Raw genomic sequence first — 25,849 nt, forward strand, 5'->3', positions numbered from 1 at the left:
ATGGAACTTAGCATTCATTTATTCATACTGCTGCCGGTATTGGGCTTTCTTATTAGCCTGCTGATACCGGCAAAAAAAGAAGAACTGATCTCAAAAGTTGCTTTTACAACGGTTGGCCTAAGCCTGCTCTCGAGCATGGTGTTTATAGGCCTCTGGCTTGTAAAAGGACTTCCGGATCTAAACATCCGGGATTTCTCGCTCTACAAATCGATTAACTACGATTTCTTTATCGATTTTTATTTCGATAAGGTATCGGCAGTGTATCTGCTGGTGGGTGCCGTGCTAACCTTTCTGGTTACAGTGTACAGCCGCTATTACCTGCACCGCGAGTCGGGCTATAAGCGCTTCTTTAACACCATCCTGTTCTTTTACACAGGTTATAACATTACCGTGCTGGCGGGCAACTTCGAAACGCTCTTCATAGGCTGGGAAATCCTGGGTATTTCGTCTTTCCTGCTGATTGCCTTTTACCGCCAACGCTACCTGCCTGTAAAGAATGCTATTAAGGTGTTTACCATTTACCGGATAGGCGATGTAGGCATTCTGCTGGCCATGTGGATGAGCCACCACCTGTGGCACGAGAATATAACCTTCCAGAAGCTGGCTAATTATGAACTGGTACACCACTATCTGCAGGCACACAGCTCCATCGGCATCTTTATATCGCTGATGATCCTGATTGCTGCAGCAGCCAAATCGGCACAGCTGCCGTTTTCGGCCTGGTTGCCCAGGGCTATGGAAGGGCCTACCCCCTCCAGTGCTATCTTCTACGGTTCGTTGTCGGTGCACATTGGTGCTTTTTTGCTGCTGCGAACCTTTCCTTTCTGGGAGCATCAGCTGCTTATTCGCTGGCTTATTGCAGGTGTTGGTCTTTTAACCGCGCTGGCTGCCTCCCTCATTGCCCGGGTACAGTCAACCGTTAAAAGCCAGATTGCGTATGCCTCGGCTGCTCAAATCGGGATCATTTTCATGGAAATTGCTGCCGGATGGGATATCCTGGCCCTGGTGCACTTTGCGGGAAATGCCTTTTTGCGCACCTATCAGCTGCTGATCTCGCCCTCGGTGGTTACCTACCTGATCCGGGAGCAGTTTTACAACTATACGCCAAGAAAGCAGACGATCGAGAGTGCCTTTGGCAAAAGGTTGCGCTACGCCCTGTACCTGCTATCCATCAAGGAGTGGCACCTGGACTCGGTGATCTTCACGTTTTTCTTCAGTCCGCTGAAGAAGATCCGCAGGGCTATTAATTTCCTGACACTGCGGAATGTGCTTTTCTTCTTTGTGCCACTCTATGTGCTGGGTTTAAGCTTTGCCTACACCCAACAACACCTCTCGCAGGAAATTAAAGATGTGCTGGCTCCTGTCGTTGCCTTTTTAGCGCTGCTGATGGTGGCAAAGGCCTATAACGAGCGTAGCAGTTCCAGGCTTGCCTGGCTGCTGATTGTACTGGCACACTTTTTTGTAGACCTGTCTATTTCATTTAACGATGAGTTTAACCTGAAAGAGGCTGCCGTTTACCTGAGTGGTGTGGTGATCTCGGGCATTGTAGGGTATATCTGCCTGCACGAGGTGAAAGCTTTCGAGCACCATGGCATTGGCTTAAACCAGTTTCATGGCCTCATCAGGCGCTACCGCAGCATAGCCTTTGTGTTTTTGCTCTGCTGCCTGGGGCTGGCGGGTTTTCCCATCACCACCACCTTCTTCGGAGAAGACATCATCCTAACCCACATTCACGAAAATCAGGTACTGCTGGCGTTTCTGGTAGCCCTTACCTTCATCATCAACGGTATTGCCGTGATCCGCATCTACGCCCGGGTTTTCCTGGGTGCCAATTCCAGAAGCTTTTTAACACAATCAGATCTTACCGCCTGATCTATCCGGGCTTTAAAAACTAATCTAAATGAAAAATATTCATATAAACCGGCAGGCACCTAAAGATGGCCTTGCAGGATTGAAAGAAAACTGGAAAACTGATTTAACTTCAGGATTCCTGGTTTTCCTGATAGCACTACCGCTGTGCCTGGGTATTGCCATGGCCTCTGGCTTTCCGCCCATTGGTGGTATTTTAACGGCCATTATTGGTGGCCTGGTGGTGAGCCCCCTCATGGGTTCAAGGCTCTCTATTAAAGGCCCGGCTGCCGGCTTGATTGCCATTGCCGTTGCTGCGGTTGCAGACCTGGGGCAGGGCGATGCCGCCCTGGGTTATAAACTTACTCTTGCTGTAGTTGTGGTGGCTGGCCTTATACAGGTGGCCTTTGCGCTGCTTAAGCTAGGCCGCTTTGTGGATTTCTTCCCTACCTCGGCAGTGCACGGTATGCTGGCAGCCATTGGCATCATCATTATAGCTAAACAAGTGCCGGTAATGCTGGGCGCAACCCCTGAGAGTAAAAACCCCATTGCGCTGCTCATGGAAATACCTGCCATGCTGGGCAGGCTAAACCCTGAAATTGCCTTTATTGGCGGTCTGAGCCTTTTGATCCTGTTTGGCCTGCCGCTGATCAAAATTTCATGGGTAAAGAAAATTCCTGCCCCTATGCTTGTGCTGCTGGTAGCCATACCCCTGGGCAGCCTGTTTGATCTTACCCACGAGCACAAATACCTGTTCCTGGACCACGACTATATTGTAGGCCCTAAATTCCTGGTAACGCTTCCCGGCAACTTCCTGGATGGTATCACTTTCCCTGATTTCAGCCAGGTATTCAGCCTTACCTCTTTCAAATACATTATTATGTTTGCCCTGGTTGGCAGCCTGGAGTCGCTGCTAACCGTAAAAGCTATTGATGGCCTAGACCCCTACAAGCGCAAATCTGACACCAACCGCGACTTGCTGGCTGTTGGTGCCGGTAATACCCTGGCTGGCCTGGTAGGTGGTTTGCCCATGATTGCCGAAGTGGTACGCAGCTCTGCCAACGTAGGCAACGGTGCCAAAACACGCTGGGCCAATTTCTTCCACGGTGGCTTTCTGCTGATTTTCGTCGCCTTTTTCCCGAACCTGATCCACCAGATTCCGCTGTCGGCCCTGGCTGCCATGCTTATCTTCACAGGCTTCAGGCTGGCTTCGCCCAAGCTGTTCAAAGACACCTTCCGCATTGGCAAAGAGCAGCTGGCAGTATTCCTGGCAACCATTATTGTAACCCTGGCAGAAGACCTGCTGGTAGGTATTGCTGCAGGTATTGTACTGGAGGCGGCTATCTACCTGTTTTCCGGGGTATCATTCAAAAATCTGTTCAAATCTAACTTCCTGCAGGAGCGTGTGGGCAACAGTATTTACCTGAAAGCCAAAAATGCAGCGGTATTCACTAACTACCTGGGCTTTAAAAAGCAAATCGAGGCAGTACCTGCCGGCCAGGATATTGTGCTGGACTTTACCCAGGCCGACCTCGTAGACCACACTTTTATGGAGCAAATCCACCACTTCAAGCACGATTATGAAGCTCGCGGTGGATCTGTTCACCTCATGGGCCTGGACAGACTCACCCCTGTTTCAAGCCACGCCCTTTCTGCCAGAAAAGCCACAAGAAAAACTGTAACCGCATAACAGGAATAGCCATGTGTAAATTAGCAGCCTACGCCCGCAGCCAGCAGAAAAAAACGCTGTTTATATTTTGCAACGACTGTAGTTGTATGCAAAAGCTGATCCCGCAGGAGAACTTTATTGTCTGCACTGCCCTGGGTACATTTCTGAATGCCCAGAACGGTTTTGACACTACTTTCTTTAAGCATTATGTGGAGCAGGAAGGGGTTAAACAGATCATTCTGGTGGGGCATTACCCCTGCAAAGTGCTCGACTTTCTGCTGCAGGATGGCACAGACAGTCCTCATTGGGCAGATGCTAAACAGTACATGCGGCAGTTAAAGCAATCTTTTGAAGCATTAACATTTGATGCTACACTAAACTGGGAGAAATTCATACACTATCACATTGCCACCCAGGTACAAAACCTTTCGCGTTTCTCTTTTTTCAGGAAAAGAACCGGCGAAGCCGCTATTTCTATCAAGGGCATTGTAATAGAGGAAAATAACAGCCTTGAGGTGGTGGAGACCGACCACCTCGAGGCGATTCTCCTGCCTATTAACCTAAACTAGCCTTAGCGCATAACTTTAGACATGAAAAAATATATTGTCGTGCTGCTCTTTTGCTGCACGCTTGCTACCCTATTGTCCGCACAAACCACCAATACACTTCCCATACAGAAAAAGCCGAAGGACCTGATCTACCGCCTGAATGAAGACGGTAGCCAGTATGTAAAGCTCACCTTCCTGAACCAGATATGCGCCTGCGCGGGGATGACGATTAAGGTGCAGTTGACACGGATGCTAAACCCATAACTCACGTGATTTAGTATGCAAAAACCTACCTTCCCCTTCCTGGAACAGGTAGGTTTTTTGTTTTTGTACTGATGAAAAGGCTTGATTGAAGATGGTTGGCAGACTATCCGGAAGCCATATCATGAAACTTTCAACCTTGCCGCTATTCATTGTGCAGCTCTTCATAATCTTTCATATCCGTTCCCCTGCTGAAATGCCGCAGGTTGTAGGTAAAGGTGAGCATCACGTAGCGCTGCAGCACATTAGACTGCACATCCTCCACATAGGTTTCGGTGATATTACGCCTGATGTTGTTGTTTTGCCCCAGCAGGTCGTAAACATTCAGGCTTATTTCGCCACGCTCATTCGGGAATATCTTCTTACCCAGGCTCATGTTCATGAGCAGAAAGCTGTTGTCGAGGCCTTCGGCCAGCCCGGTATTCAGCTGGTGGTTAAGATCGAGCCGGTAAATGAAGCCCTGCCAGAAGATCCAGTCGAAGCTCAGGCGCGTGGTCTGGTTAAAGTAGTTATTGTCCAGGGCCGGGCGCAGCGTGTTTTCCACTATGTTGTAAGAGGCCCTGCTGAAGAAGTTAAAATCTACCTGCTCACTGATGTTACTGCTTACCGAAAAACCCAGCCTGTAGTTGCTCGAATTAATATAGTTAACTGTATTGTTGATCATTCCGGGCCTGTGGGTGTAGTTCACAGAGCCATTTACACTTACGTTAGAGCTAATAAATTCTACAGGCCTGCCCCAGCTGACGTAGGAACGAAAATCCCAGTAGCCATCCAGGTTGATGGGACTGGTTAGCTGCGAACCCTGGGCTAAAATTACCTCCCGGCTTATGGCAATAGGCTCCTCTGCAATGGTTGTGGCGTTTACAATGTTGTTTTGAATAATTGAGCCAGCTGCGTAAACAAACAAGGTTTGCTCGTTTTCCGGGTTGCGCCCCCTGTAGCGTATCCTGATGCGGTTGTGATAAGACTGGTCGAGGTTTGGGTTACCCGTTCTAAGGTGAAGGGGGTTTGAGTTATCAATTACATTCTGCAGCTGGCCAATGGAGGGTTCCCGGGTCCAGGTATCATAGTCGAACTCAAAGTTTTTAGACTCCGAAAATTTATAATCAAAGCGTACCGTTGGCAGAAAACTATTAAAGGTACGCTGCAGCGAAAAAGGAGCCGGAAACTCCTGCTCGTTATTGAGGTTGGCCTGCTGATACTCTCCTTCTACCTGTATGCGTACTTTTTCAGTAGAGTACTGGTAGCCGAGCTCAAGCTCCTGGGTAAGGTATTCACTTTCAAAGGTATTGCTAAGGGCAGTATCCAGCTGGCTGTATGTAGCATAGGGCTCCACATCTTCTGTATAGATGTTATAGGTGCGCTTATCAGAATCATTTATCCGGTTTCCGATTTCATACTCAAGCTCCAGCTGCCCTCTTTCTCCAAGAGGCTCTGTATAAGAAAAGTCGGCCTCCCAGGATAAACCCGTTCTGTCGCGGTTGGTGCGCTGGTTCAGGATTTCAGTTCGGTTTTCTTCCCTGTAAAATATGTTTTCCGCCAGACGGCTGGCCTCGTCCTGGTTTGTATGGTAGCCCGACTCCAAGCCTAGGGTAAGGGTTCTGCCCCTCTTCCTGAAGCGGTGGCTGTAATACATACGGTTGTTAAAATCATAATCGAGATTATCTGAAGCCGAAGTATTTTCTGTCTGGTTCAGCAGGCTGTTATCTGTGGCAGTGCGGCCGAGGAAAAATAGATTATTCTCATCGTTCCTAAGGGATATGTCCGGGCGTATCAGTATCCTGTTGTTGCTATCCAGGTTGTACTCGAAGCGCATATCAAAACGATGATCCATGTTCTTCCTGATGTTGGTGCTGTTTTCGGTATACACCTGGCCCGAATCGGCCGAAAGTACATAGTTTCTCACCAGGGAAGTAATGCCCCTGTTTTCGCGCTGGCTAAAGAGGTAGCTTGCACTAAGCTCTATTTTTTCGCCCCAGTCGTCAGTAAAATTGAGCCCTACAGTATTGGTGGTAATAATTCCGTTTTGTGTTCTGGTTTCGCCCTGGCTGTTGGGATCTGCAGAATAATCCAGCGCATTGATATTATTGCTTAAGCCGGTGATGGTAAGCCTTCTGTCTTCATTAAAAAGATTTACACTGGCACCCAGTAGGTAGCGATCGTCTGTACCATAGCCTACCGAGGCTTTGCCAAACTGGCCTTTGCGGCGGTTGGGCTTGGTAATGATGTTGATTGTTTTTTCCCGTTCCCCATCATCAAACCCACTGAGCAGGGCTTTATCACTTTTCCGGTCGTAAATCTCCACACTGGCAATCACCTCTGCAGGCAGGTTCTGTAAAGCAGCCTTTACATCGGTGCCAAAGAAAGGTTTGCCATCTACCAGAATGCGCACCACGTTTTCGCCCTGGGCCTGTATGTTTCCATCCTGTATGCTGATGCCGGGCATTTTCTCCACCAGGTCCTGGCCGCTGGCATCCTGTAGCGTCTGGAAGGAGCTGGCATTAAAGCTGGTGGTATCTCCTTTCTGTTCTCCCAGCGGCCTTTGCGCCACAATTACTACCTCCTCCAGTCTGTCTTCTTCTTCCCGAAGGCTAAGGGTGCCAAGGTTCAGGTCTTTTTCCTGGTCCTTGTTCAGGGAAATCTTTCTCAGCAGGGGGTTGAAGCCCATAAACTGTACCCGAAGCACATACTCTCCCGGCTTCACATTTTCAAGTATAAATTCGCCATCCATGTCGGTTACAACGCCTGTAACGGTGGTAGAATCTACAGGATCCTCTAAGACAACGGTAGCACCCGGCAGGGTACTATTATCTTTTGCACTTTGTACCGTTCCGTATATAGAAAACTCCTGGGCAAAAACATTAAACACGCTAAAAAAGAAGAACAGAAAAAAGAGGGTGTTTTTCATGAAAAGCAAAATATAAATCCTAAAAACCTGGAGTGGTACTAAAGCAGATGACGGCTTACGTAAACTTAAACATCTCCCGACAGTAATGTTTGCACTTATGCACGATGATTACCTCATTATAAGATCCTTACCCAAAATAAGGGCTTCTTAGCGTAATGTAAAGACATCGGACAGACTATTACCCGGCCATAGTGCCTGGCCCGTGCTGTGTTTAGCCTAGTTTACGGAAACAAATCCAGAACGATCAATAGATGATGATGGCTTTTACAAAATCTGCCCTACCCAGGCCGAACAGCATGTGACAGCTGCACCAGGCCCACAGCTAAATAAAGAAGCGTGGCGTCAGTTAAAAACGCAACTGCAGAGTTCTCATTCCTTTTTAAAGCGCCTGCTTTTCTTTCTGAGCTGACCGATCTCAAACAGGGTTTTTCCTTTCTCCAGACCAAAGAGCAGGTGCTTTGGTGTACCAAGCAGCTGCGATCCATAGATGCCGGAATGGCCCGAGAACAGGTAGGCGGTAACACAGGCAACCGCAACAAATAAGCCTGGCTCGATGCCAAACAGCTCTATGCCCATAAAAGTACAGGCCAGTGGTGTATTGGTGGCACCTGAAAAAACGCCCACAAAGCCCATGCCTGCCAATAAGGCCAGGGGCAGGGGAATAAAAGAAGATAAGGCATTGCCCAGGGTAGCACCAGTAAAAAACAAGGGAGTTACTTCCCCTCCCTTAAAACCCGCTCCCAGGGTAAAAGAGGTGTAAAGGATCTTTACAGCAAAATCGTAAAGGGGCAGTACTTCCTGAAAAGCATCTACAATGGTGGGTACGCCTAAGCCAATGTATTTTGTAGTACCCAGCAGGTACACCGACAGGGCTATAACAGCCCCCCCGGCAAAGGGCCTCAGGGGTGCCCAGGCGATGGTACGCTTAAAAAAGGAACCCCAGAAATGAATTGCTTTGGCAAAGAGCATACCGGCCAGCCCAAACAAAACACCAGCCAGAACAGCCCACAACAGGTTTTGTGGCGTCATGGCAGGCACCAGCGGAATCTGGTAATGGGTATGGCCCACGCCCCACAGCACCTGGCATACATAATCGGCCAGCAGGGCGGCTAAAAAGCTGGGCAGAATGGCATCATATCGGATGCGGCCCAGCACCAGCACCTCCATGGCAAATACAGCACCCGCCAGCGGGGTGCCAAAAACAGAGGCAAAGCCGGCACTGATCCCCATAATAAGCAGGATTTTTCTATCACGGGAGCGAAAGCCAAACAGCTTTGTAAACTGATCTGCAATGGAACTGCCCATCTGTACAGCCGTTCCCTCGCGGCCTGCCGAGCCTCCAAACAAATGGGTAACCAGCGTGCCAAACAGTACCAGTGGCGTCATGCGCATGCTGATGATGTTTTGCGGAATGAGGATCTCATCAATGATCTGGTTGTTCCCCTTCACCACATTCTGCCCCAGGTAGTGGTACGACAGGCCTATCATCAGCCCACCAAGCGGCAACATTGAAATGATCCACAGGTTTTCTTCCCTGTAATTGGTAACCCAGTGCAGCGATATCAGGAAGAAAGCAGAAGCAGAACCTGCCGCCACGCCTACCAGGCAGGCAATCAGCAGCCATTTTAAAGTAAACAACAGGGCAGGGAGCTGCTCTATTGTACGAAAGTAGTACCTCAATTTTTTCATGAGCATAGCTTGTCAGTAGGATCATGCAGGGCACGATCGATGAGCAGGCGCCATCATCCTGACAATACTACAGGCGGTTTAAGGCAGACACCATTGCCTATTTGTGCCACTAAAATAATAATTTGGCCTGAATATAAAAATGAACCCTACCGCTCCTGCATCCGCTGCAGATCACTACACGGCCCTGCTATTGAGCCCGGCCGAGCTCCCCTCAGTAGGCCAATGCTGCCCTAAGCAGGGACTGCCTGTCGCAGGCAGTAGCTGTACTGTTTTTAACTGCTGCTGTTTTCACACAGCAGTTAAAAACCATTGCCCTCCACAGCTGTTAGCATTTCAACATACATATTAATCGATCGACGCGGAATGTACAAAGCTAGTTTTGATTTGAGTGGAAAGGTTGCCCTGGTAACCGGTGCCGGAAGAGGCATAGGAAGAGCACTGGCTGAAGGCCTGGCACATGCCGGAGCCAGTGTGGTACTGGCTGCAAGAACCGGAGCAGAAGTAGAAAAAGCTGCGCTGGAAATTGCTGAAGCCACCGGCAGCAGTACGCTGGGTGTTGTCTGCGATGTTACCAGCAGCAGCTCAGTTGAGGAGGCTGTAAACAGGGCGCTTCAACAGTTCGGGCATATCGACATCCTGATTAACAATGCCGGTTCCAGCGTTCGCGAAACTGCCCTGAATCTTTCAGAAGACGACTGGGACAGGGTGATGAACGTTAATTTCAAATCAGTTTTTCTTGTTTCAAAAGCAGTAGGCAGGCATATGGTGGAGCGCCAGTGGGGGCGCATCGTAAACGTAGCGTCTGTTGCCTCCAGGCTAAGCCTTGCCTCCGGCACCCCCTATGGGCCCAGCAAGGCAGGCGTTGTGCAGTTAACCCGCCAGCTGGCCAACGAATGGGCTACAAAGGGCGTTACTGTTAATGCCATCAGCCCCTGGTTTTTTAAAACTTCATTAAATGCACAGGCACTTGATAATGACGATTTCCGCAGCCTGCTGGAGCGCAGAACCCCCATGCGCAGGCTGGGACAGCTCTATGAGCTTATTGCCCCGGTGGTGATGTTCTGCTCCGATGGCGCAGGCTACATTACGGGCCAAAACCTGTTTATTGATGGCGGGGTAACCAATTACGCTTTCTGATTTTCTCCAGCAGATCCTGCTAATTAAAGCAGCTGCAGGCAATGAATAAAACTTGTGTACCCCCGAGGGGTTAGGGTTATAGAAAAGTTTACCCTTATGAAAGCCCTTATACTTTTACTGGCAAACACCTTAAGCCTGCTGATCACCCTTGCTGTAAACTATACCGCAGGTACCGGGGCTATTTCCAGCAAATCTATAGGTGATGTAAGCGATGAGTACCCTACCCTGCTTACGGCTGCAGGCTATGCCTTTTCTATCTGGGGGTTAATTTATCTCATGCTAGTTGCTTTTACCGCCTACCAGTGGTATGCCTGGTTTAAGGGCAGGAACAGAGAATCGCTTCTTAAAGCGGGCATCTGGTTTTTTATGGCCAATCTTGCCAATGCGCTGTGGGTATTTGCCTGGCTTACTGAAAACCTGGGTCTGTCTGTACTCATCATACTCTTTCTGCTTTTCTCCCTAACCCGGCTGGTGATACGCCTGGAGCTGGAAACCTGGGATGCCCCGCTGCGCATTATCATTTTTGTGTGGTGGCCTGTGTGCATTTATCTAGGGTGGATTGTTCTGGCTACAGTTATTAATATTTCTGTTTATCTTGAAAGTCTTGGGGTACTAGCCAATCTTATGGCTCCGGAACTCTGGGCCATTCTGGTACTGGTGTTAGCAAGCCTTATTTACCTGTTCCTGACCTGGTCGAGAAACATGCGTGAAGCAGCTCTGGTAGGTGTTTGGGGCCTGGTGGCAATTGCGTATAAACAATGGAACAACCATGATGCCGTTGCAATAACTGCCCTGCTGGCTGCAGCTGTACTTTTTTTATATGCAGGCTATCATGGAATAAAAAATATGGATACCTCCCCTCTTGCCAAAGCAAAGAGAGGAGAATGGTAGTACTGCCTGACACCTCCAGTCTATCCCTTAAAAGCTTCTCATATTCAAAATCTTACAGCTATTAATTTTCTAATGTTCGCAAACTGAAAATTACGGTTTGCGTATGCCAATGAGGTAATTCAATAATTGCATTATCGCTATGGTAAAACATAAAAGATATACATTAGCTGCTGCTGTTGTGGTATTGCTGATCATCATCAGAATAGCGCTGCCTTTTATTGTAGAGCGCTATGTAAACAAAACGCTAAACGACCTGCCCGGCTATAACGGCCATGTTGAGGATATAGACCTTTCGCTGTACCGGGGTGCTTATAAGATAGAGGGACTGCTGCTGGAGGAGGAAGAGAGCAAATCAAAAACTCCTTTTTTGCAAATCCATGAAATTGACCTGTCTGTAGAATGGCGTTCGCTCTTGAAAGGGAGGCTTGTAGGCGACGTAAACCTGCTGCGGCCGGAGCTTTACATCAAAACGGCTCCTGCCAGCCAGGAGGCACTGGATCAGTCGGAGCGGGAGCACTGGACAGAGGTAGTTAAAAGCCTGATGCCCATGACGATTAACCGGCTGGAAATCAGGGAAGGCAGGCTTGCTTACCTGGATTACACCACCTCTCCCGATGTTACCCTCCACATTGATCGTATGCATTTGCTGGCACATAACTTGGCCAACGTAGAAGAGCAGGGCAATGCACTGCCGTCTTCTGTTCATATAACAGGCACCTCAATTGGCGGGGGCAAACTAACAGGTGATATGCGTATTAACGTACTGAAAGAACTGCCCGATTTTGATCTGAACCTGAAGCTGACAGGCATAGACCTGACCAGCATTAATGATTTTATAGAAGCCTACGCTAAATTTGATGTGGAAAGGGGCCGCCTGGATATGTACAGCGAGTTAAAACTGATGAATGGTCATATTGAGGGCTATATGAAGCCATTTTTTGAAGAGGTTAAGGTACTTAACTGGAAAGAGGATAAAAAAGAAGATGGATTTTTAAGGGCAGCCTGGGAGGCCATTGCGGGTCTGTTTGTAGAAGCTGTTGAAAATCAGCCCAGAGACCAGGTAGCTACCCGCATCCCCATATCGGGCAATGTAAACCAGCCCGATACGGATATCTCTACCACCGTGGTGAATGTACTGCGACACGCTTTTATAGAAGCCTTCAATAAAGGACTGGAGGGTGCAGCTGCATCTTCCGGGGGTAGCACTAAGAAAGACTAAAGGCCCAATCCCTGTTGATCAGAAGCTGGTTGCTCTTCTGTAAAAATCTTCAAACCAGATCCTCTCTCTCCACTGCGTCCACACCTGCACCACCAGCAGCTATTAACATGCTGATGGACTCCAGGCTGATTGGTTTATGGATAAGCCCGGACAACATTGAATTGTGGGCTGCTCTGTGCTGATCGGATGAGGCAAGAGAGGATGTAAGGATATAAATTCTGCATTTTTCCCTTATTGCAGGCCTCAAAGTGGCAAGCACATCCAGAAAATGCCATCCATCCATAACAGGCATGCTTAAATCCAGCAGCACCAGCCCCGGCAAAGCTTCATCACTGCACCCGGTGAGGGTACTTAATGCATCCGCAGCAGAAAGAAAAGTATGAACATCTTTTTCCGCAGCCAAGCCCCCAAAAACAACCAACCTTTTTGTAATAAAAAGACTTACCTCCTCATCATCAACAACAAACACTTTCATCGCTCTTTATTTAAAATAGATTAAGAACCTTGTTCCTACGTTCACCTCACTTGTTACTTCAATATGACCGCCCATCGCATCTAAGTGCGTTTTAACCAGGAAAAGGCCAATGCCTCTGCCATCGGAATTAGCATGAAACCTTTTGTAAAGCTTAAATACCTTATCTCCTGCCGACTCCGTATCAAAGCCCGAGCCGTTATCAGACAGAGAAATAGTAGTGCCTGTGCCTGTATTGCTCATGCACTCAATGTTAACTACTAAGCTGCGGCCGGAGGCTCTGTATTTAATGGCATTCGACAGGAGATTATGAAATATGCTGTAAATATAGGCCTTATCGCCCTGTACATTTATACTTTCATCTATACCCATCTTCACTTCTGCTCCACATGCATGCAGCGGCTCACTTAAATCAGATATTGCCTGCTGGCACACAAGCGCCAGCGGAATGCTCTCCCTGTCTATGGTATCTCTTTTATCCCTGATGGAAAGGATCATGTTCAGGTCCCTTAAAACTGTATCAAGCTGATTAACACTCTTTCGCAGAAAATTAAGAGAAGTGTTGAATTCAGCCGAATCCTTACTGATCATCGATAGTATATCAACCAGCCCCATTGCATTGGCAACAGGCGACCTAAGGTTGTGGGATACAATATAGGTAAACTGTTGCAGATCGCGGTTTTGGTTGAAAAGATCTTTTGTTAACTGCAGCTGGCTTTCCTCAACTTCTTTCCTGTAGCTGATATCAGACTGAATGGTGATAAACCTGCTTACTTTACCAGCCTCATTTAATACCGGCGTTACCTCCAGCAGTAGCCATATCTTTTCTCCAGACTTTTTATAGTTCAGCATTTCTTCATGAAATGGCTTACTCTGCATCCGTTTTTCTATGAACCGCTCAAGAACAATTTTATCTGTTTCTTCTCCTGTAAGGAAAGAAACCGGGGCTTTTCCTGCCACTTCAGGCAGTGTGTAGCCTGTAAGAGCTACAAAACCCTCATTAACCCATTCTATCAACCCGTCTGCATCAGTAATAACTACACCATTGGTTATTTTACTAGCCACCAGCGAGAGTCTCTCCAGTTCAAGCCTTGACTTTACTTTTTCAGTAACATCATCAAAGTAAACCGACAGGCCTTCTTCAGAAGGAAAAGCTTTTACCTGCAGCCAGACATCGAGGTGCTTTAAATAAGCTTCGAAATGAGCAGATTTTCCTGTTTCAAGAGCTTCGCTATAGTGCCTGTGAAATTCACCATTTAACTCTTCCGGAAAGATATCCCAGATACTTTTACCGATTAGCTGCTCCCTGTTAGTATGTAAAATCCTGTCAAATTCGCTGTTTACATACGTAAAGATCCAGTTCTTATCCAGGGTAAAGAAAGCATCTGTAATGCTTTCCATAATGTTGTTGAGCTTTTCGGCCTGCCGCCTGATGGTTTTATTGTACTGGTGAATTTCGGTAACATCTCTTAGAATGCTGTAGACACCAATGGCGCTGCCGTTCACAACCACCGGAATTTTTGCAATGTCGAAGGTGTAAGTTCCCTTGCCTTCAAAGGGAATTGTTGCCTCATACCTTACCCACTCTCCATTGAGCGCATCCCGAAGGGCTTTATCACAAATTGGTATTACCTCGGGGGTAAGAAAGTATGAAAATGGATGGTTGAGGATTTCCTCTTTTTCAACACCAAAAAAAGAAAGCGTGGTAGCATTTGCATCAATAATTATCCCCTCTCTGTCCTGAAACAGCACGATGTCCAGGTGATTCTCAAAAAGTGACTTAAACCTTTGCTCACTTTCCCGTAGCTTTAACCTGGTTTCTATTCTTTCTGTAACATCACGGGAGTTGGCTACCAGCGCCCTTACCTCGGGGTTATTCAGCTGGTTACTTATGGTGGTTTCAATCCACCGCCACTCTCCCTTTGCATTTTTGAAGCGATAATCGGGCACTTTGATATAACTGCTGGAAGTCAGGATCTTTGACAAGAGATCGGTTGCCAGCGAAATATCATCCGGATGAATGTAGTTTAGGGCATTTGTACCAATAAGCTGTTCATTGGTATATCCCATTTGCCTGTGAATGGAGCCTTCGCTGTGTAAATAATTCAGCTCCTGATCCAGCATAGCCAGCATATCTACCCCATGCTCCACAATAGCCTGGTGCAGCTCATTTTTCTGCCGTGCCTTTTTTTGTTCGGTAATATCACGGCCAACGCAAATCACTACACCATCCTCTTTCAACCATGCCCCAGACCACATCATGTACACTTCATGACCGGCCTTATGAATATACCGGTTCTCGAAATTGTTGATCTTTTGGCCTTTGATCACATCATTTGCAACCAGAAGGGTACGGTCCAGGTCATCAGGATGTATAAAGCAGCGCAGGCTTTGGCCTATCATCTCCTCCTGGCTGTACCCTAAAATATTTTTACAAGCTTCATTAACTTTAGTGTAGCACCCGTTCTGATCAAGTGCACAAATAATATCAAGAGAATTCTTTATAATCTTCTCCCAAACACTAACATCCCTGCTGACTTCCATGGAGTTGATTTAATCTTAAGCTCTTCGATTCCAACATACAAATTTAATACACACCCATGGATAAAGGTACCAGATGTCGTAAAAAAGCAGAAGTTAAGTAAAATAGCAAACAGAAAGCTTTTTTGCAGATTCTACCGGGCATTTCAGGCAAGACGCAACACCATCAGCCATGTAATAAAAATACGATCTATCACAATGCTCCACACAACAAAGCAGCATCTCACGCCCTGTAATTCACTAACAGTAAATAATTTACACCCTTTATAATATACCAGGAATTCACCAACTGGAGTTATAAGCAGCAGTAAGGCATGTAACATTTAAGCTGGCAAACAGAACAAACAGTACTGCCTTTAAGACATGAAGGAGTTTCATACATGCGCCGGTCAGAAGTATCTGCCGGTGTACCTATGACATATAAAAAATATATTGGTATTTTGCGTTAATGAAGTTAAGGAAGATACTACTGATTGATGATGATGATGTTACCTGCTACCTGAACAAGCTGTTGCTGGACAGAATGTCGGTAGCCCGGGAGGTTGTTTCTTTAACTGACGCCTGGCAGGCCTTTAAGTTTATTCTCGATAACTACCATAAACAAAGCATTCCGGAAGAAGATGGCTACGATCTGATCTTTCTGGATATTAACATGCCGGGGATGGATGGTTTCGCGATTCTCGAAGACATGGAGTCTCTGGAAATTGACCGGAGCAGGATTTTTGTGGTTATGCTTACCTCATCCATAAGCCCGGCAGACAGAGCAAAAGCGGTTTCACTGGGCGACAAACTGCAGGGGTACCTGATTAAACCACTGCGCAGGGAAGATGTGGAGAAAATTGTACCAGCGCTTATAGATAAACCATAAGCACTTTTAAACATAAAGCCCGGCATTATTATTTTTCTGGCCGGGCCTGATGTATATGTTAATCCGGATTATCTCTGGATACCTGCTAATTTGTGCTAAACCCTTCAGGCACCCATTCGTATTCATAAGCAGGAACTCAATTTTTTTATTTATAAATTTTTCACAATGAGCGCATTAGGCATATCCAGAGATACGCAATACAAAATTCTTGACAAATTAACTACCATTGGCGTAGCAGTAGGCACTCGTTCTTTATTGAAGATGGGCTGGCAAAGTTTTGAGAAAAGCAATCCGCCGGAAAACCCAACCGACCCTGATGTTATCTGGAAAGATGCTTTTATCTGGGGAGCGGCCGTAGGTCTTGGCGTTGGCCTCTCTAAGGTACTGATGAAAATTATCCTGGATGAATCATGGCAAAAATACATGGGACCAAAACCAGATGATGAATAGGTGTTGCTATACAATGGACGCACCCGTCATCTCTTTTGAATTTGACTGATTAGAATATGATCAGCAAATGATTAAATCATGAAGCGGACTACTCTTACAATTTAAGATTAGTCCGCTTTTGTTTTCAAAGGCGGCTTAAGTCTCCGCTAAGCCAGGTCAATGAGCGCCACTACCATCTATATACTTGTAAAGTGCTCTGGTTCTTTTATGGATGGCCTTGCGAAGGTTACTTTTTTTCTCTTGCTTCTTTTCAGGTAAAGGAACCACCCACTGATGCTTAGCCAGGCGGGTGCCAGACCAAACAGGCAGTACAGCAGCTTAACTGGCATGCCTCCAAAACCACCAAAATGCAGGGCAATTACCCAGGCATATAACCGCTTTCCCAGGGGCTGCTCATGGCTTAGCACCAATTCAGCAGCATTGTAATCTTCAATACCCAGCTTCAGCTGATCGGCATAGGCTGGTAATAAGGGGTTTGTGTGTTTGCTTTTTCCGTACACCAGTAGTGGTGAAAGGCTGTCTGCAGGTAAAATAATAAAGGCGGGTGTAAAAACTGTTTTATGTTCCTCTACCTCCTGCATTAGCTGCTGCAGCGATACAACTGGGTTAGGCTTTGGTGCTGCCACAGGGCTGGGTTTACCCATATTGGCGCTAATTACAACAAATTGTATCCAGATACCTGTAACGGCTAACAGCAGGTTCAGCAGCAGCGACCAGACACCTATATAGCGGTGGGTGCCCGAGTAAAAAGTGCGCTTGCTCTTCAGGCTTAGCCTTTCCCTGAACAGGAGCACCGGCAACAGACGCCTGCGGTACACCCAGAGCCCCGTAAGCAGAGAAGCGATCATACTCAGGCCTAAAAGGGCCAGCAGAAAATTACCGGCAAGGCCCGCAAAGAGCGTATAGTGTAGTTTTAGCAGCCAGCGGCTTGGGGTGCTGAAGCGATCAATATCCAGCAAAACCTCCCCCGACTGTGGATGCACATAGAGCAGGCGCTGGCTTTCTTCTCCCCGTGCCTCAAACACCAGGGCCTGGCGGTAGGGCTCCGGCTGAAGATACAGGCGCAGCCGGTGGTAAGGGTAACGGCTTAATACCGCCGCCAGGGCCTGATCATACTGAAGACTATCTGCTGCCTGATCAAAAACGGCCCGGGCAGGAAAAGTAGCCCTGTCTATTTCCTTATGAAAAACCAGGGCAGCGCCGCTCAGGCTAACCACCAGCAGCAGAACTCCTGATACAAGCCCCAGCCAATGATGCCACCGAAACAAGAGTGCCCCTTTGTTCATGCTTTATTTTCTGCTTTAAAATCTATCTCACAGCTACTATATACCTGTGCCGTTAGCAGCAGTTAAGCCGGGGCAGAGCAGTTTACGCCCTGCCCAACCGCATTACAGGCTTATGTTCACAGACAGGTTGAATGCCGCACCCTTGCCTTTGGTATATAAGGAAGGTTGCGTAAACCACTGCGAACGGGCCGGGAAGTAATCTTCATTAAAAAGATTTTCTATACCCACTCGCAGGCTGGTACTTTCATTTACCCGGTAGCTGGCCGCTAGGTTCACGAGGTTATAGGCTTCTACAGGTGCCTTGTAGGGATCGTATGAGCCTCTTTCGTTCTGCTCAAAGCGGCTACGGTTGCGGATGCCTGTATATTGCAACTGCAAGGAGAGCCTTTCCTGAAGCAGCGAACAGCTCACATAGCCCGTGAGCTTTGGCGCAGAAATCCGCTCGCCGCCCAGGTACACATCCTCCGCATCTGATACTGATCCGTTATCATTCACATCCAGCTTGCCTTCTGTCCAGGAATAAGAAGTGCCAATGCTAAGATTATCCAGGATGCGGTAATCGGCAATGCCCTCAAAACCCCAGACCTTTTCCGGGCTGCGCATCACTTCATACACCCCATTCACAAAACGGCCACTGGTGCCCAGCTCCGAGGTGCTTAGGTAACCCACGCCTTCCAGGCGGAGGTTCTTCCACTTGCTTACAAATCCTCCCTCGTAGTTGTTAATGATAATTGCTTCTGTATTGATGGCCGCAATACTGTTCACCCTTGCAGAGCGCAGCATCAGGCCAAGATCGGCTACACTAAAGCCCTGCGAAAAACTGGCATAGGGCGTAAACAGGTCAAACTTATTATAGCGAACACCAGCATTGAAAAGGTAGGCATTGTAGCTAAGACTGCCACCCTTTACACTAAAGCTTTCGGTAGTGCCGCCGGTCTGGTGGTTCACCATTTCCATGGTGGCATAGTCTTCTACGCCAATGTTTACTTTCTCCATTCTAAAGCCACCTTTAAACACCAGGTCTTTCCAGAGGCTGAACTTTAGCTGGGTGAATGGTGCCAGGCTGTTCATGTTCATCTCCGGCACCCAGATACGGCCATCTACCAGCGGCTGCGAAGTAACATCATTGAGCAGGTCGAGTCCATAGGTAATATCGCTGGCAAACACCGCTGAGCTTAGCAGTGGCGTATTGAAGGCAAAGCGAAGCCCCTTCTTTTGTGAAAGGATACGCGACTGACCTCCGTTTACAAAATCATTAGACCAGAAAAACACATTGTCTACCGACTGGTAATAAGCATCCACATCATAGCTGGTTTGCCCGGGAAGCCCCTCCCCTTCGAACCGAAGGTTCAGGTTATGATTTGCCCTTACACCCTGGGGCACCCCCAGGATGTCGCCCAATACTGCAGCAGTTTTACGTTTCTCATCATAATTACCGAACTCAGAAACATAGTTGGTTTTTTGTTCACTGCTGTAGTAGTTATAGCTAAGCTGCGCCCGTTGTCCGGGCATCCAGTTATATCCAAACTTTAGGAAAGCATTGTAAGAATCTGTTTCACCCAACCCATAAGTGGGTGGCAGCACATCACCTTCTGCATCTTTCCATTCGCCGGTCTGCTCGTAGATACCACTTACCACATAATCGAACTTATCCAGTTTTCCATATACCATCTGGCTTATCCTGGCGCCTAAACTGTTATCAATAGAAGATAGCGAGCCTGTGGTGCCCAGCTCAGTTACAGAAGAAAAAGGGTCGTCTTTTTTAGGTGTTCGGGTAATGTAATTGATAATACCGCCGGCAGCACCATTGCCCCATACGGCAGTGGCGCCTTTGAGCACTTCCACGCGCTCTATTACGGCAGGATCCAGTGCGCGCATATCCATCGAACCATTCCGAAGGGGTGTGGATTGCGGCACACCGTCAATCATAATAAGCATGGGCCTGCCCCGGAGTGTTTGGCCCCAGTTACTGCTGGTGCTGGTACTTGGCGCCAGTCCGGGCACCTGGTTGCTTAAAATGTCAATCAGGTTGGTGGTAACAATCATAGATTCCTGCAGCGCCTTCTGTGGAAGAATGGTAACGGAAGAAGGTGTTTCATCCAGGGTTTCAGGCGTGCGGCTGGCAGATACCACCAGGGCTGACAACTCTTCTACAGCCTCAGAAAGGGTAACAGAGAGTGCGCTTACAGGCGCTGTTACCTTAACCTCCTCAGTTTTGTAGCCAACCATTGAGAGCACAAGTGTTACTGGCAGTGGTCTTTGGGTTTGTAAAGAAAAGCGGCCGTCTACATCGGTAACTACACCTTCAGAAGTACCTTTTATACGCACGCTTACACCTACCAAAGGCTCATTGCTGGCGATGTTAACTTTTCCAGCTATCGTAACTGCGGATTGCGCTGCGGCAAATTGCGTCAGCAGCAGGAGCGCAAAGAGAGTAAAAAATTTGCCCATACATTAAATTAATCTAGACTAATTCTAAATAGTGAGCAAATGTAAATAAACATCCTTTTTTTTCAAGCAGCAGGGGAACTTTTTCAGGGATTTTACCAAAACTTAATAAACAGCCGCTACAGCTAAGAGCAAACGTATGTTAACCATAATGCGCCCCCATCCTGAAAAAATAACCAGGCTATATGTTGCGCTTTGCTGCAGGCCTGCTAATCACACCTGTTTGCGCAGAAAATGGTGAGCATACACCACAGCAGTTTGCTTAACCTTTCTGCCTGTGCCTGGTTAGAAAAGCAAACAAATAGCTGGCAGCAGCTCGGCAGACAACAGGAGGGCAGTATGAGAGAGAATACCAGAGTTTGTATATTAATGATTGCTGTTGCAGCACTCCTGAGTACCTGCAACAGCCCCTTGACTGCACAAAGCCAGCAAATCCCTGAAGGGCAGGCAGCATCAGAAGAAGTTTTTATTGCAATTCCGAACCACCCCCTCCGGACAGAGGCCGACCTGGACGTGCTACTGCAGGAAATAGGCGATGCCCGTATTGTTTTACTGGGAGAAGCCTCCCATGGCACCTCTGAATACTACACCTGGCGCGCCGCCATCACCAAACGCCTGCTACAGGAAAAAGGCTTCGATTTTATAGCCGTTGAAGGAGAATGGGCCGACTCCTACCGGGTGAACCAGTTTATAAAAGGCCCTCCGCAGGATAGCGCCGCTGTTGTGGAACTACTGCAGCACTACAACCGCTGGCCCAGCTGGATGTGGGGCAACCACGAAGTGGCCGCACTGGTAGGCTGGCTTAATCGCTATAACCAGCAGCAACCCCAACAGGAAAAAGCAGGTTTTTACGGACTGGATGTATATTGCCTGTGGGAAGCGATGGAAGAGCTGATGCCCTACCTCCCCGACTCAGCCAAACAAGCCCAAAGAGCAGCAAGGAGGGTAGATAAATGCTTCCAGCCCTATAGTGCAGATGCACAGGAGTATGCCAGGGCAGTGGCAAATGCCTCTGCAAACTGCCGCCACACCACAAGCCAGCTCTGGAGAAGAGTACAAAAGCTTAGCAGGGAGGCCGCAGAAAAAAGCGAAGCCCTGTTTGTAATGGAACAAAATGCCCTGGTTGCCCTGAACGGCGAGCGCTACTACCGTGCCATGGTAAGCAGTGAGCAGGAATCCTGGAACATTCGCGACCGACACATGACCGAAACCCTCAGGCGACTACTGGCATTTCATGGTCCGGACTCCAAAGCCATAGTCTGGGAACATAACACCCATGTAGGCGACGCCCGCTATACAGATATGGCCCAAAGCGGCATGGTAAATGTTGGCCAGCTGGTACGGGAGGAATTTGGTGAGGATGTGTTTATTGTAGGCTTCGGCTCCTACGAGGGATCGGTTATTGCTGCCCGGCAATGGGGAGGGGCGGTAGAAGAAATGCAGCTGCCGCCAGCACCCGAGGGTAGCTGGGAGAATATGTTGCATCAGCTAAGCGACGAAAACAAAATTATCCTGTCTCGCGATATTCAGAACCAGCAATACCTGCAGCAGCCGCTGGGGCACAGGGCAGTTGGTGTTGTTTACCATCCAAACCTGGAAGCATACGGCAACTATGTGCCCTCTGTTATCCCCAAACGCTATGATGCTTTCCTGTTTATTGACAAGAGCCGGGCATTACATCCCATAAGTGTACCCCTGCAAAATGAACCGCCCGATCTCTATCCATGGGGCTATTGAATTTTATCAACGCTCCTATATGCCGAAAGAAAAGGAGTAGAATTAAAGGCTGCATAGAAAACAGCATGATTAACCCCTGATGTAATCATGGCATAAGACCTGCCTTTCCCGTCTTGCCCAAAGTGCAGACTTGAAGACAACTGTTAAATCTCCGGCTTTAACAGTTCCTGAATTTCTCTGCTAAATGCTGCACCTGCTTCAATACATTTCTAAGTACAGGGCTTACATCATCTTTTCGCCAGGTTACATACAGGTTTGCTTTATACGGCAGGTTTATAAACCGCACACCAGGCTGTGCACTGTAGCAGTATGAGTTTGGCAGAATAGAAACCCCCAGCCCTTTTGCTACCAGGCCCAGGATCATGGCTCCAAAATCAGATTCAATGTAAACGTTCGGTTCAATATCATAATCATTGAAGATCTGCCGAAGACTGGTTACATAAAAGGTTTTTTGGTGCAGGGCTGAAAGAATAAACTTTTCATCTTTTACATCCTGAAGCCCCTGGAAATTTTGTTCTGTAAGAGGATGATTATTCGGGACTATCAGCGAAAAATGTTCTGAATACAGGTAAACAGACTGAAGTGCCGGGTTTTCAGCAGGATCTCTCCTGAAGGCAATATCCATCTGGTAGTTCAGCAACAGCTGCTCAAAGCTTATGTCGATTGGCTCTACCAGTTCTACCTTAAGCTCTGGCAAAGACCGGGCAATGCCCGCAATAAGTTCTGGCAGAAAGCCATAGGCAACAGAGCCGGGATAGCCTATTTTAATAGAGCCGGAGGCACCCTCATGAATTTTCTTTGCCTGCCTGTGAATGCGGTCTATCTCATCCAGCATCGGCAGCCACTGATTTCTTAAAAAAATGCCTGCTTCTGTAAGCTTTACATTTCGCTTATTGCGCTCAAAAAGTTTTACCTCAAGCTCATCTTCCAGGGCTTTGATCTGCCTGCTCAGCGCCGACTGTGTTATAAACATTTTCTCGGCTGTATTCCAGAAATGCAGCTCCTGGGCCAGGGTAAGGAAATATTTTATTTGTTGCAGCTCCACATCCACTAAGTTGGTTTATGCATTAGTCAATTCAAAATTGGCATTTTTAAGATGATGCCCACCAACTTTCTTTGTCTAAAATTTATACCAATGCTAACATTGCGAAAATACAAAGAAGAAGTCATCGGTTGGACTGGTGCAGTATTTTCCCTATCTGCATTTAGCTTAAACAGCCTTAACATTATTGGCAGCCAGTCAATAGAATACTTATTGATGAATATCGTTGGCTGCTCTTTCCTGATCATATACGCCGTATTCAAAAAAGCCCACGCCAGCTGGGTGTTAAATTCCATCTGGCTGCTGATGACAGCCGTAGCCCTCCTTAAGGCGTACATGAATTTTTAAGCGGCTAAGGAGCTGGAGCTTTCCCTAATCTTTTTCAGCAGTAACGTCAATAACAAAAACAGCGCCCTGCGCCCCTACAGCCCAGGCACGCCGGCCGGCCGGGGAAAAACGAATGCTGTTTAGGTTTTCATCGTTCAAGGCCGACCAGTTTTTACCCCCATCCCGGCTAACATCAGTACCCCTGGTGCCCACACTAATATAAGTGCTGGTACCGGGCAGATGCGCCAGCCCGGAGCGGTAGCCCCTGGGAGCCGTTTGAGGTAAGTGCCAGCGTTTGCCCCCATTACGTGTGTAAACAGCCGCCTGGCTACCCTCTTCTGGCTGGTCGTAGGCACCGCCAACTGCCACACCCTGCTGCTCTGTTGCAAAGGAAAGCGCATAAAGCCCCGAGGCCGCCGACTTGCGCTGAAGGGGTATGGCCTGAATTTGCCAGCGCTCGCCACCATCGGGGCTGTGCAGTACCCGTATGGCACCGCCTCCGGTACCAATCCACACTTTTTCCGGAGCGGCCATGGCAATGCTGGCATTGCTGGCAGCAAAAAATGCTTCTTCTTTTTCGGCTGCAGGCAGCGCTATGGGGCTCCAGTTCCAGCCACCATCCTGTGTTTGGAGCAACAAAATTTTTCCCTCTATAGGATCGCTAAGCGCCAGGCCTCTGAGAGGATCCCAAAAAGAGATGGCATCAAAAAAAGCTTTCCCGGTTGTATCTGCGTACACCAGCTGCCAATGCCGGCCTCCATCGCCGGTGCGGTAGATCCGGGCTGGCTGGCCTGCGGAGGCAATAAGTGCTTCCTGGGCATTAAAAACCCAAAGTGAGCGAAAATCAAGACTATCGGAAGGTGCAGGGAGTTTCTCCCACTGCATACCTCCATTTAAAGTACGCAAAATAGTGCCGCCACTGCCACTGGCCCAAACTACAGTATCGTTCACCACTGCCAGGCCCCGCAGGCTGGCCGTGCTGTTGCTGTTTTGCCTGGTCCAGTTAAAATGCTGGGCAAACAGGGGCGAGCTGTTAAAGTGAACAAACAGGAAAAGAAAAAACAGGAATTCTCTCATAAGCGGCAGTTTACAAATTTTCCGGAACAGTTACGAGCAGCGTATGGCAGGAATCCATCTGCCAAGTATAAATAAAAAAGGGCCGTCCTGAATATCAGAACAGCCCTTTTCAAATATACGTGAGGAAAGTTTATGCCTGCTTTACCAGCTGCACTTCACCCTGTATCTTCAGCTCTTCTCCCAGCATTACGCCACCTGTTTCCAGGGCTGCATTGTAGTTAATGCCCCAGTCTTTGCGGTTAATTTTACCACTTAGCGAAAAGCCGGCTTTGGTGTTGCCATAAGGATCCCTTACAATGCCGCTGTACTCAGCCGTAACTTTAACTGGCTTGGTTGTGCCTTTGATGGTCAGATTACCAAAGAGGTTGTAGGTATCATCATCTACCTTTTCCACCCTGGTAGACTCGAAGTGCATGTTGGGGTGGGTTTCAACCTCAAAGAAGTCGGCATTACGCAAATGCTCATCTCTTTGCGAATTGTTGGTGTTAATGGAGGCTACCTCTATGTTAGATACCACTTTGGCTTTTGAGAAATCATCACCCTCCGTTTCAGCTATTGCATCGAACTTGGTAAAGCTGCCTGTTACATTAGAAATCATCAGGTGCTTGATTTTGAAACCTAGTTCGCTGTGGGTGGGGTCTAAAACCCATTTAGTTGTTTCCATCTTGTTTTTACTATTAAATCTATTGAATAAATGGATATATCTACTATTGTTATATTTCCTAACAGTGTTAGGTAAAGGGTAAAAAAATATACTACGACTTGATTCCTGATATAAAGCCGGCAATAAAATCTTTTAAAACCATCAGGTTGAGCTCTTCTTTACTTTCATTCACACTCATGATGTTGATAGAGATAAGTCCGTGCAGCATCGACCAAAAGGTATGTAGCTTCAGAAATGGATCTGTGGCCGGATTTTTACCGGCTGCAATTAATTGCTTAACCGGCTGCAGCACCAGCTCGCTGAAAGTGCTCAATTCGCTGATCTGGTTCACGGTTTCGCAGGAGGGTATTCCCAAACCATACATCACCTGGTAGTAGGCCGTGTTTTCGAAGGCAAACCGCCAGTAAGCGTAGGCCATGGCTTCTATCTGCTGCTCCGGGCTGGCAGACTGGCTTATGGCTTTTACCAGCTCACTATTTAATTTCTGAAAGCCCTGCCTTGTGAGCTCCAGCAGGATAGCTTCCTTATTGGCAAAGTGGTCGTAAATCACAGGAACACTATATTCAATAACTTCTGCAATTTTACGGATAGAAAGCGCCTGCCATCCATCCTGAATCACCAGCTGCCAGGCAGCTTCCAGGATGGCGGTGCGCATTTCTTCTCTTTGCCTTTTTTTTCTTTCTGCTATTCCCATTTAGCCCTGTTACTTTTTCTAACAGTGTTAGCAAAGATACAGCAGCTTTTTGAAACAGGCAAAAATACCTGTA

The 25,849-nt window shown here is 47.7% G+C and carries 21 protein-coding genes and 1 riboswitch; of the genes, 11 read left to right on the plus strand and 10 right to left on the minus strand.

Annotated features, from left to right (window positions below):
- Genes KWJ01_RS16005 through KWJ01_RS16020 form a run of 4 tightly spaced genes read left to right on the plus strand, consistent with a single transcriptional unit; the run spans nucleotide 1 to nucleotide 4,329 of the window.
- Nucleotides 1-1,872 carry a proton-conducting transporter membrane subunit gene (locus KWJ01_RS16005; protein ID WP_224997743.1) on the plus strand — a complete coding sequence of 624 codons (1,872 nt, stop codon included), beginning with the start codon at nucleotides 1-3 and terminating at the stop codon, nucleotides 1,870-1,872.
- A 28-nt stretch (nucleotides 1,873-1,900) separates the two neighbouring features.
- Nucleotides 1,901-3,538, plus strand: coding sequence for a SulP family inorganic anion transporter (locus tag KWJ01_RS16010; protein ID WP_224997746.1), 1,638 nt, complete (start codon nucleotides 1,901-1,903; stop codon nucleotides 3,536-3,538).
- An 11-nt stretch (nucleotides 3,539-3,549) separates the two neighbouring features.
- A complete protein-coding gene (locus KWJ01_RS16015; protein WP_224997748.1) occupies nucleotides 3,550-4,086 on the plus strand; it encodes a carbonic anhydrase in 537 nt (178 codons plus the stop codon).
- 21 nt (nucleotides 4,087-4,107) lie between these two features.
- Complete coding sequence (locus KWJ01_RS16020; protein WP_224997750.1) at nucleotides 4,108-4,329, plus strand: hypothetical protein; 222 nt, start codon at nucleotides 4,108-4,110, stop codon at nucleotides 4,327-4,329.
- 142 nt (nucleotides 4,330-4,471) lie between these two features.
- Here the strand turns inward: KWJ01_RS16020 and KWJ01_RS16025 are convergent, their stop codons facing one another.
- On the minus strand, nucleotides 4,472-7,234 hold the full coding sequence (locus KWJ01_RS16025) for a TonB-dependent receptor (protein WP_224997752.1): 2,763 nt from the start codon (nucleotides 7,232-7,234) through the stop codon (nucleotides 4,472-4,474).
- A gap of 369 nt (nucleotides 7,235-7,603) precedes the next feature.
- Entirely contained in the window at nucleotides 7,604-8,923 is a 1,320-nt protein-coding gene (locus KWJ01_RS16030; protein ID WP_224997753.1) for a voltage-gated chloride channel family protein, read from the minus strand.
- A 37-nt stretch (nucleotides 8,924-8,960) separates the two neighbouring features.
- A riboswitch (Fluoride riboswitch) is annotated at nucleotides 8,961-9,030 on the minus strand.
- A 256-nt stretch (nucleotides 9,031-9,286) separates the two neighbouring features.
- Between KWJ01_RS16030 and KWJ01_RS16035 the strand changes: the two genes are divergently transcribed.
- The 3 genes from KWJ01_RS16035 to KWJ01_RS16045 all read left to right on the plus strand — a co-directional run bounded on the left by KWJ01_RS16035 (nucleotide 9,287) and on the right by KWJ01_RS16045 (nucleotide 12,170).
- Entirely contained in the window at nucleotides 9,287-10,060 is a 774-nt protein-coding gene (locus KWJ01_RS16035) for an SDR family NAD(P)-dependent oxidoreductase (protein WP_224997755.1), read from the plus strand.
- 96 nt (nucleotides 10,061-10,156) lie between these two features.
- Complete coding sequence (locus KWJ01_RS16040; protein ID WP_224997757.1) at nucleotides 10,157-10,951, plus strand: hypothetical protein; 795 nt, start codon at nucleotides 10,157-10,159, stop codon at nucleotides 10,949-10,951.
- 139 nt (nucleotides 10,952-11,090) lie between these two features.
- Nucleotides 11,091-12,170: a DUF748 domain-containing protein gene (locus KWJ01_RS16045; protein ID WP_224997758.1), complete on the plus strand. Its 1,080-nt coding sequence runs from the start codon at nucleotides 11,091-11,093 to the stop codon at nucleotides 12,168-12,170.
- 49 nt (nucleotides 12,171-12,219) lie between these two features.
- Here KWJ01_RS16045 and KWJ01_RS16050 read toward each other — a convergent pair whose 3' ends face one another.
- Complete coding sequence (locus KWJ01_RS16050) at nucleotides 12,220-12,645, minus strand: response regulator (protein WP_224997761.1); 426 nt, start codon at nucleotides 12,643-12,645, stop codon at nucleotides 12,220-12,222.
- 6 nt (nucleotides 12,646-12,651) lie between these two features.
- Entirely contained in the window at nucleotides 12,652-15,186 is a 2,535-nt protein-coding gene (locus tag KWJ01_RS16055; protein WP_224997764.1) for a PAS domain S-box protein, read from the minus strand.
- A 445-nt stretch (nucleotides 15,187-15,631) separates the two neighbouring features.
- On the opposite strand from KWJ01_RS16055, the gene KWJ01_RS16060 reads away from it, so the two are divergent.
- Entirely contained in the window at nucleotides 15,632-16,051 is a 420-nt protein-coding gene (locus tag KWJ01_RS16060; protein ID WP_224997766.1) for a response regulator, read from the plus strand.
- A 165-nt stretch (nucleotides 16,052-16,216) separates the two neighbouring features.
- A complete protein-coding gene (locus tag KWJ01_RS16065; RefSeq protein WP_224997769.1) occupies nucleotides 16,217-16,501 on the plus strand; it encodes a DUF4235 domain-containing protein in 285 nt (94 codons plus the stop codon).
- A gap of 176 nt (nucleotides 16,502-16,677) precedes the next feature.
- Here KWJ01_RS16065 and KWJ01_RS16070 read toward each other — a convergent pair whose 3' ends face one another.
- Both KWJ01_RS16070 and KWJ01_RS16075 read right to left on the minus strand, forming a co-directional pair.
- On the minus strand, nucleotides 16,678-17,787 hold the full coding sequence (locus KWJ01_RS16070; protein WP_224997771.1) for a PepSY domain-containing protein: 1,110 nt from the start codon (nucleotides 17,785-17,787) through the stop codon (nucleotides 16,678-16,680).
- Between the two features lie 102 nt (nucleotides 17,788-17,889).
- Nucleotides 17,890-20,238, minus strand: a complete 2,349-nt coding sequence (locus KWJ01_RS16075) for a TonB-dependent receptor (RefSeq protein WP_224997772.1) — start codon at nucleotides 20,236-20,238, stop codon at nucleotides 17,890-17,892.
- A gap of 408 nt (nucleotides 20,239-20,646) precedes the next feature.
- Here KWJ01_RS16075 and KWJ01_RS16080 point away from each other — a divergent pair, with 408 nt between their 5' ends.
- Nucleotides 20,647-21,972 (plus strand): erythromycin esterase family protein, encoded by a 1,326-nt coding sequence (locus KWJ01_RS16080; protein WP_224997773.1) that lies wholly within the window; start codon nucleotides 20,647-20,649, stop codon nucleotides 21,970-21,972.
- 157 nt (nucleotides 21,973-22,129) lie between these two features.
- On the opposite strand, the gene KWJ01_RS16085 is transcribed toward KWJ01_RS16080, so the two are convergent.
- On the minus strand, nucleotides 22,130-23,017 hold the full coding sequence (locus KWJ01_RS16085; RefSeq protein WP_224997774.1) for a LysR family transcriptional regulator: 888 nt from the start codon (nucleotides 23,015-23,017) through the stop codon (nucleotides 22,130-22,132).
- A gap of 90 nt (nucleotides 23,018-23,107) precedes the next feature.
- On the opposite strand from KWJ01_RS16085, the gene KWJ01_RS16090 reads away from it, so the two are divergent.
- Nucleotides 23,108-23,362 carry a hypothetical protein gene (locus KWJ01_RS16090; protein ID WP_224997775.1) on the plus strand — a complete coding sequence of 85 codons (255 nt, stop codon included), beginning with the start codon at nucleotides 23,108-23,110 and terminating at the stop codon, nucleotides 23,360-23,362.
- Nucleotides 23,363-23,386: 24 nt separating this feature from the next.
- Here the strand turns inward: KWJ01_RS16090 and KWJ01_RS16095 are convergent, their stop codons facing one another.
- The 3 genes from KWJ01_RS16095 to KWJ01_RS16105 all read right to left on the minus strand — a co-directional run bounded on the left by KWJ01_RS16095 (nucleotide 23,387) and on the right by KWJ01_RS16105 (nucleotide 25,776).
- On the minus strand, nucleotides 23,387-24,418 hold the full coding sequence (locus KWJ01_RS16095; protein ID WP_224997777.1) for an oxidoreductase: 1,032 nt from the start codon (nucleotides 24,416-24,418) through the stop codon (nucleotides 23,387-23,389).
- 130 nt (nucleotides 24,419-24,548) lie between these two features.
- Nucleotides 24,549-25,082: a YceI family protein gene (locus tag KWJ01_RS16100; RefSeq protein WP_224997779.1), complete on the minus strand. Its 534-nt coding sequence runs from the start codon at nucleotides 25,080-25,082 to the stop codon at nucleotides 24,549-24,551.
- 91 nt (nucleotides 25,083-25,173) lie between these two features.
- On the minus strand, nucleotides 25,174-25,776 hold the full coding sequence (locus KWJ01_RS16105) for a TetR/AcrR family transcriptional regulator (protein WP_224997782.1): 603 nt from the start codon (nucleotides 25,774-25,776) through the stop codon (nucleotides 25,174-25,176).
- Nucleotides 25,777-25,849 lie beyond the last annotated feature (73 nt).

Origin of the sequence: Cesiribacter sp. SM1, from assembly GCF_020178975.1 — a bacterium.
Lineage (GTDB): Bacteria > Bacteroidota > Bacteroidia > Cytophagales > Cyclobacteriaceae > Cesiribacter.

What these genes read in the sequence shown, in the direction of transcription:
- KWJ01_RS16090 (WP_224997775.1), top strand. Translation starts at nt 23,108, where the DNA reads ATGCTAACATTGCGAAAATACAAAGAAGAAGTCATCGGTTGGACTGGT.
- KWJ01_RS16025 (WP_224997752.1), bottom strand. Translation starts at nt 7,234, where the DNA reads ATGAAAAACACCCTCTTTTTTCTGTTCTTCTTTTTTAGCGTGTTTAAT.
- KWJ01_RS16030 (WP_224997753.1), bottom strand. Translation starts at nt 8,923, where the DNA reads ATGAAAAAATTGAGGTACTACTTTCGTACAATAGAGCAGCTCCCTGCC.
- KWJ01_RS16035 (WP_224997755.1), top strand. Translation starts at nt 9,287, where the DNA reads ATGTACAAAGCTAGTTTTGATTTGAGTGGAAAGGTTGCCCTGGTAACC.
- KWJ01_RS16075 (WP_224997772.1), bottom strand. Translation starts at nt 20,238, where the DNA reads ATGGGCAAATTTTTTACTCTCTTTGCGCTCCTGCTGCTGACGCAATTT.
- KWJ01_RS16005 (WP_224997743.1), top strand. Translation starts at nt 1, where the DNA reads ATGGAACTTAGCATTCATTTATTCATACTGCTGCCGGTATTGGGCTTT.
- KWJ01_RS16010 (WP_224997746.1), top strand. Translation starts at nt 1,901, where the DNA reads ATGAAAAATATTCATATAAACCGGCAGGCACCTAAAGATGGCCTTGCA.
- KWJ01_RS16065 (WP_224997769.1), top strand. Translation starts at nt 16,217, where the DNA reads ATGAGCGCATTAGGCATATCCAGAGATACGCAATACAAAATTCTTGAC.
- KWJ01_RS16040 (WP_224997757.1), top strand. Translation starts at nt 10,157, where the DNA reads ATGAAAGCCCTTATACTTTTACTGGCAAACACCTTAAGCCTGCTGATC.
- KWJ01_RS16100 (WP_224997779.1), bottom strand. Translation starts at nt 25,082, where the DNA reads ATGGAAACAACTAAATGGGTTTTAGACCCCACCCACAGCGAACTAGGT.
- KWJ01_RS16055 (WP_224997764.1), bottom strand. Translation starts at nt 15,186, where the DNA reads ATGGAAGTCAGCAGGGATGTTAGTGTTTGGGAGAAGATTATAAAGAAT.
- KWJ01_RS16060 (WP_224997766.1), top strand. Translation starts at nt 15,632, where the DNA reads ATGAAGTTAAGGAAGATACTACTGATTGATGATGATGATGTTACCTGC.
- KWJ01_RS16045 (WP_224997758.1), top strand. Translation starts at nt 11,091, where the DNA reads ATGGTAAAACATAAAAGATATACATTAGCTGCTGCTGTTGTGGTATTG.
- KWJ01_RS16095 (WP_224997777.1), bottom strand. Translation starts at nt 24,418, where the DNA reads ATGAGAGAATTCCTGTTTTTTCTTTTCCTGTTTGTTCACTTTAACAGC.
- KWJ01_RS16015 (WP_224997748.1), top strand. Translation starts at nt 3,550, where the DNA reads ATGTGTAAATTAGCAGCCTACGCCCGCAGCCAGCAGAAAAAAACGCTG.
- KWJ01_RS16105 (WP_224997782.1), bottom strand. Translation starts at nt 25,776, where the DNA reads ATGGGAATAGCAGAAAGAAAAAAAAGGCAAAGAGAAGAAATGCGCACC.
- KWJ01_RS16050 (WP_224997761.1), bottom strand. Translation starts at nt 12,645, where the DNA reads ATGAAAGTGTTTGTTGTTGATGATGAGGAGGTAAGTCTTTTTATTACA.
- KWJ01_RS16020 (WP_224997750.1), top strand. Translation starts at nt 4,108, where the DNA reads ATGAAAAAATATATTGTCGTGCTGCTCTTTTGCTGCACGCTTGCTACC.
- KWJ01_RS16070 (WP_224997771.1), bottom strand. Translation starts at nt 17,787, where the DNA reads ATGAACAAAGGGGCACTCTTGTTTCGGTGGCATCATTGGCTGGGGCTT.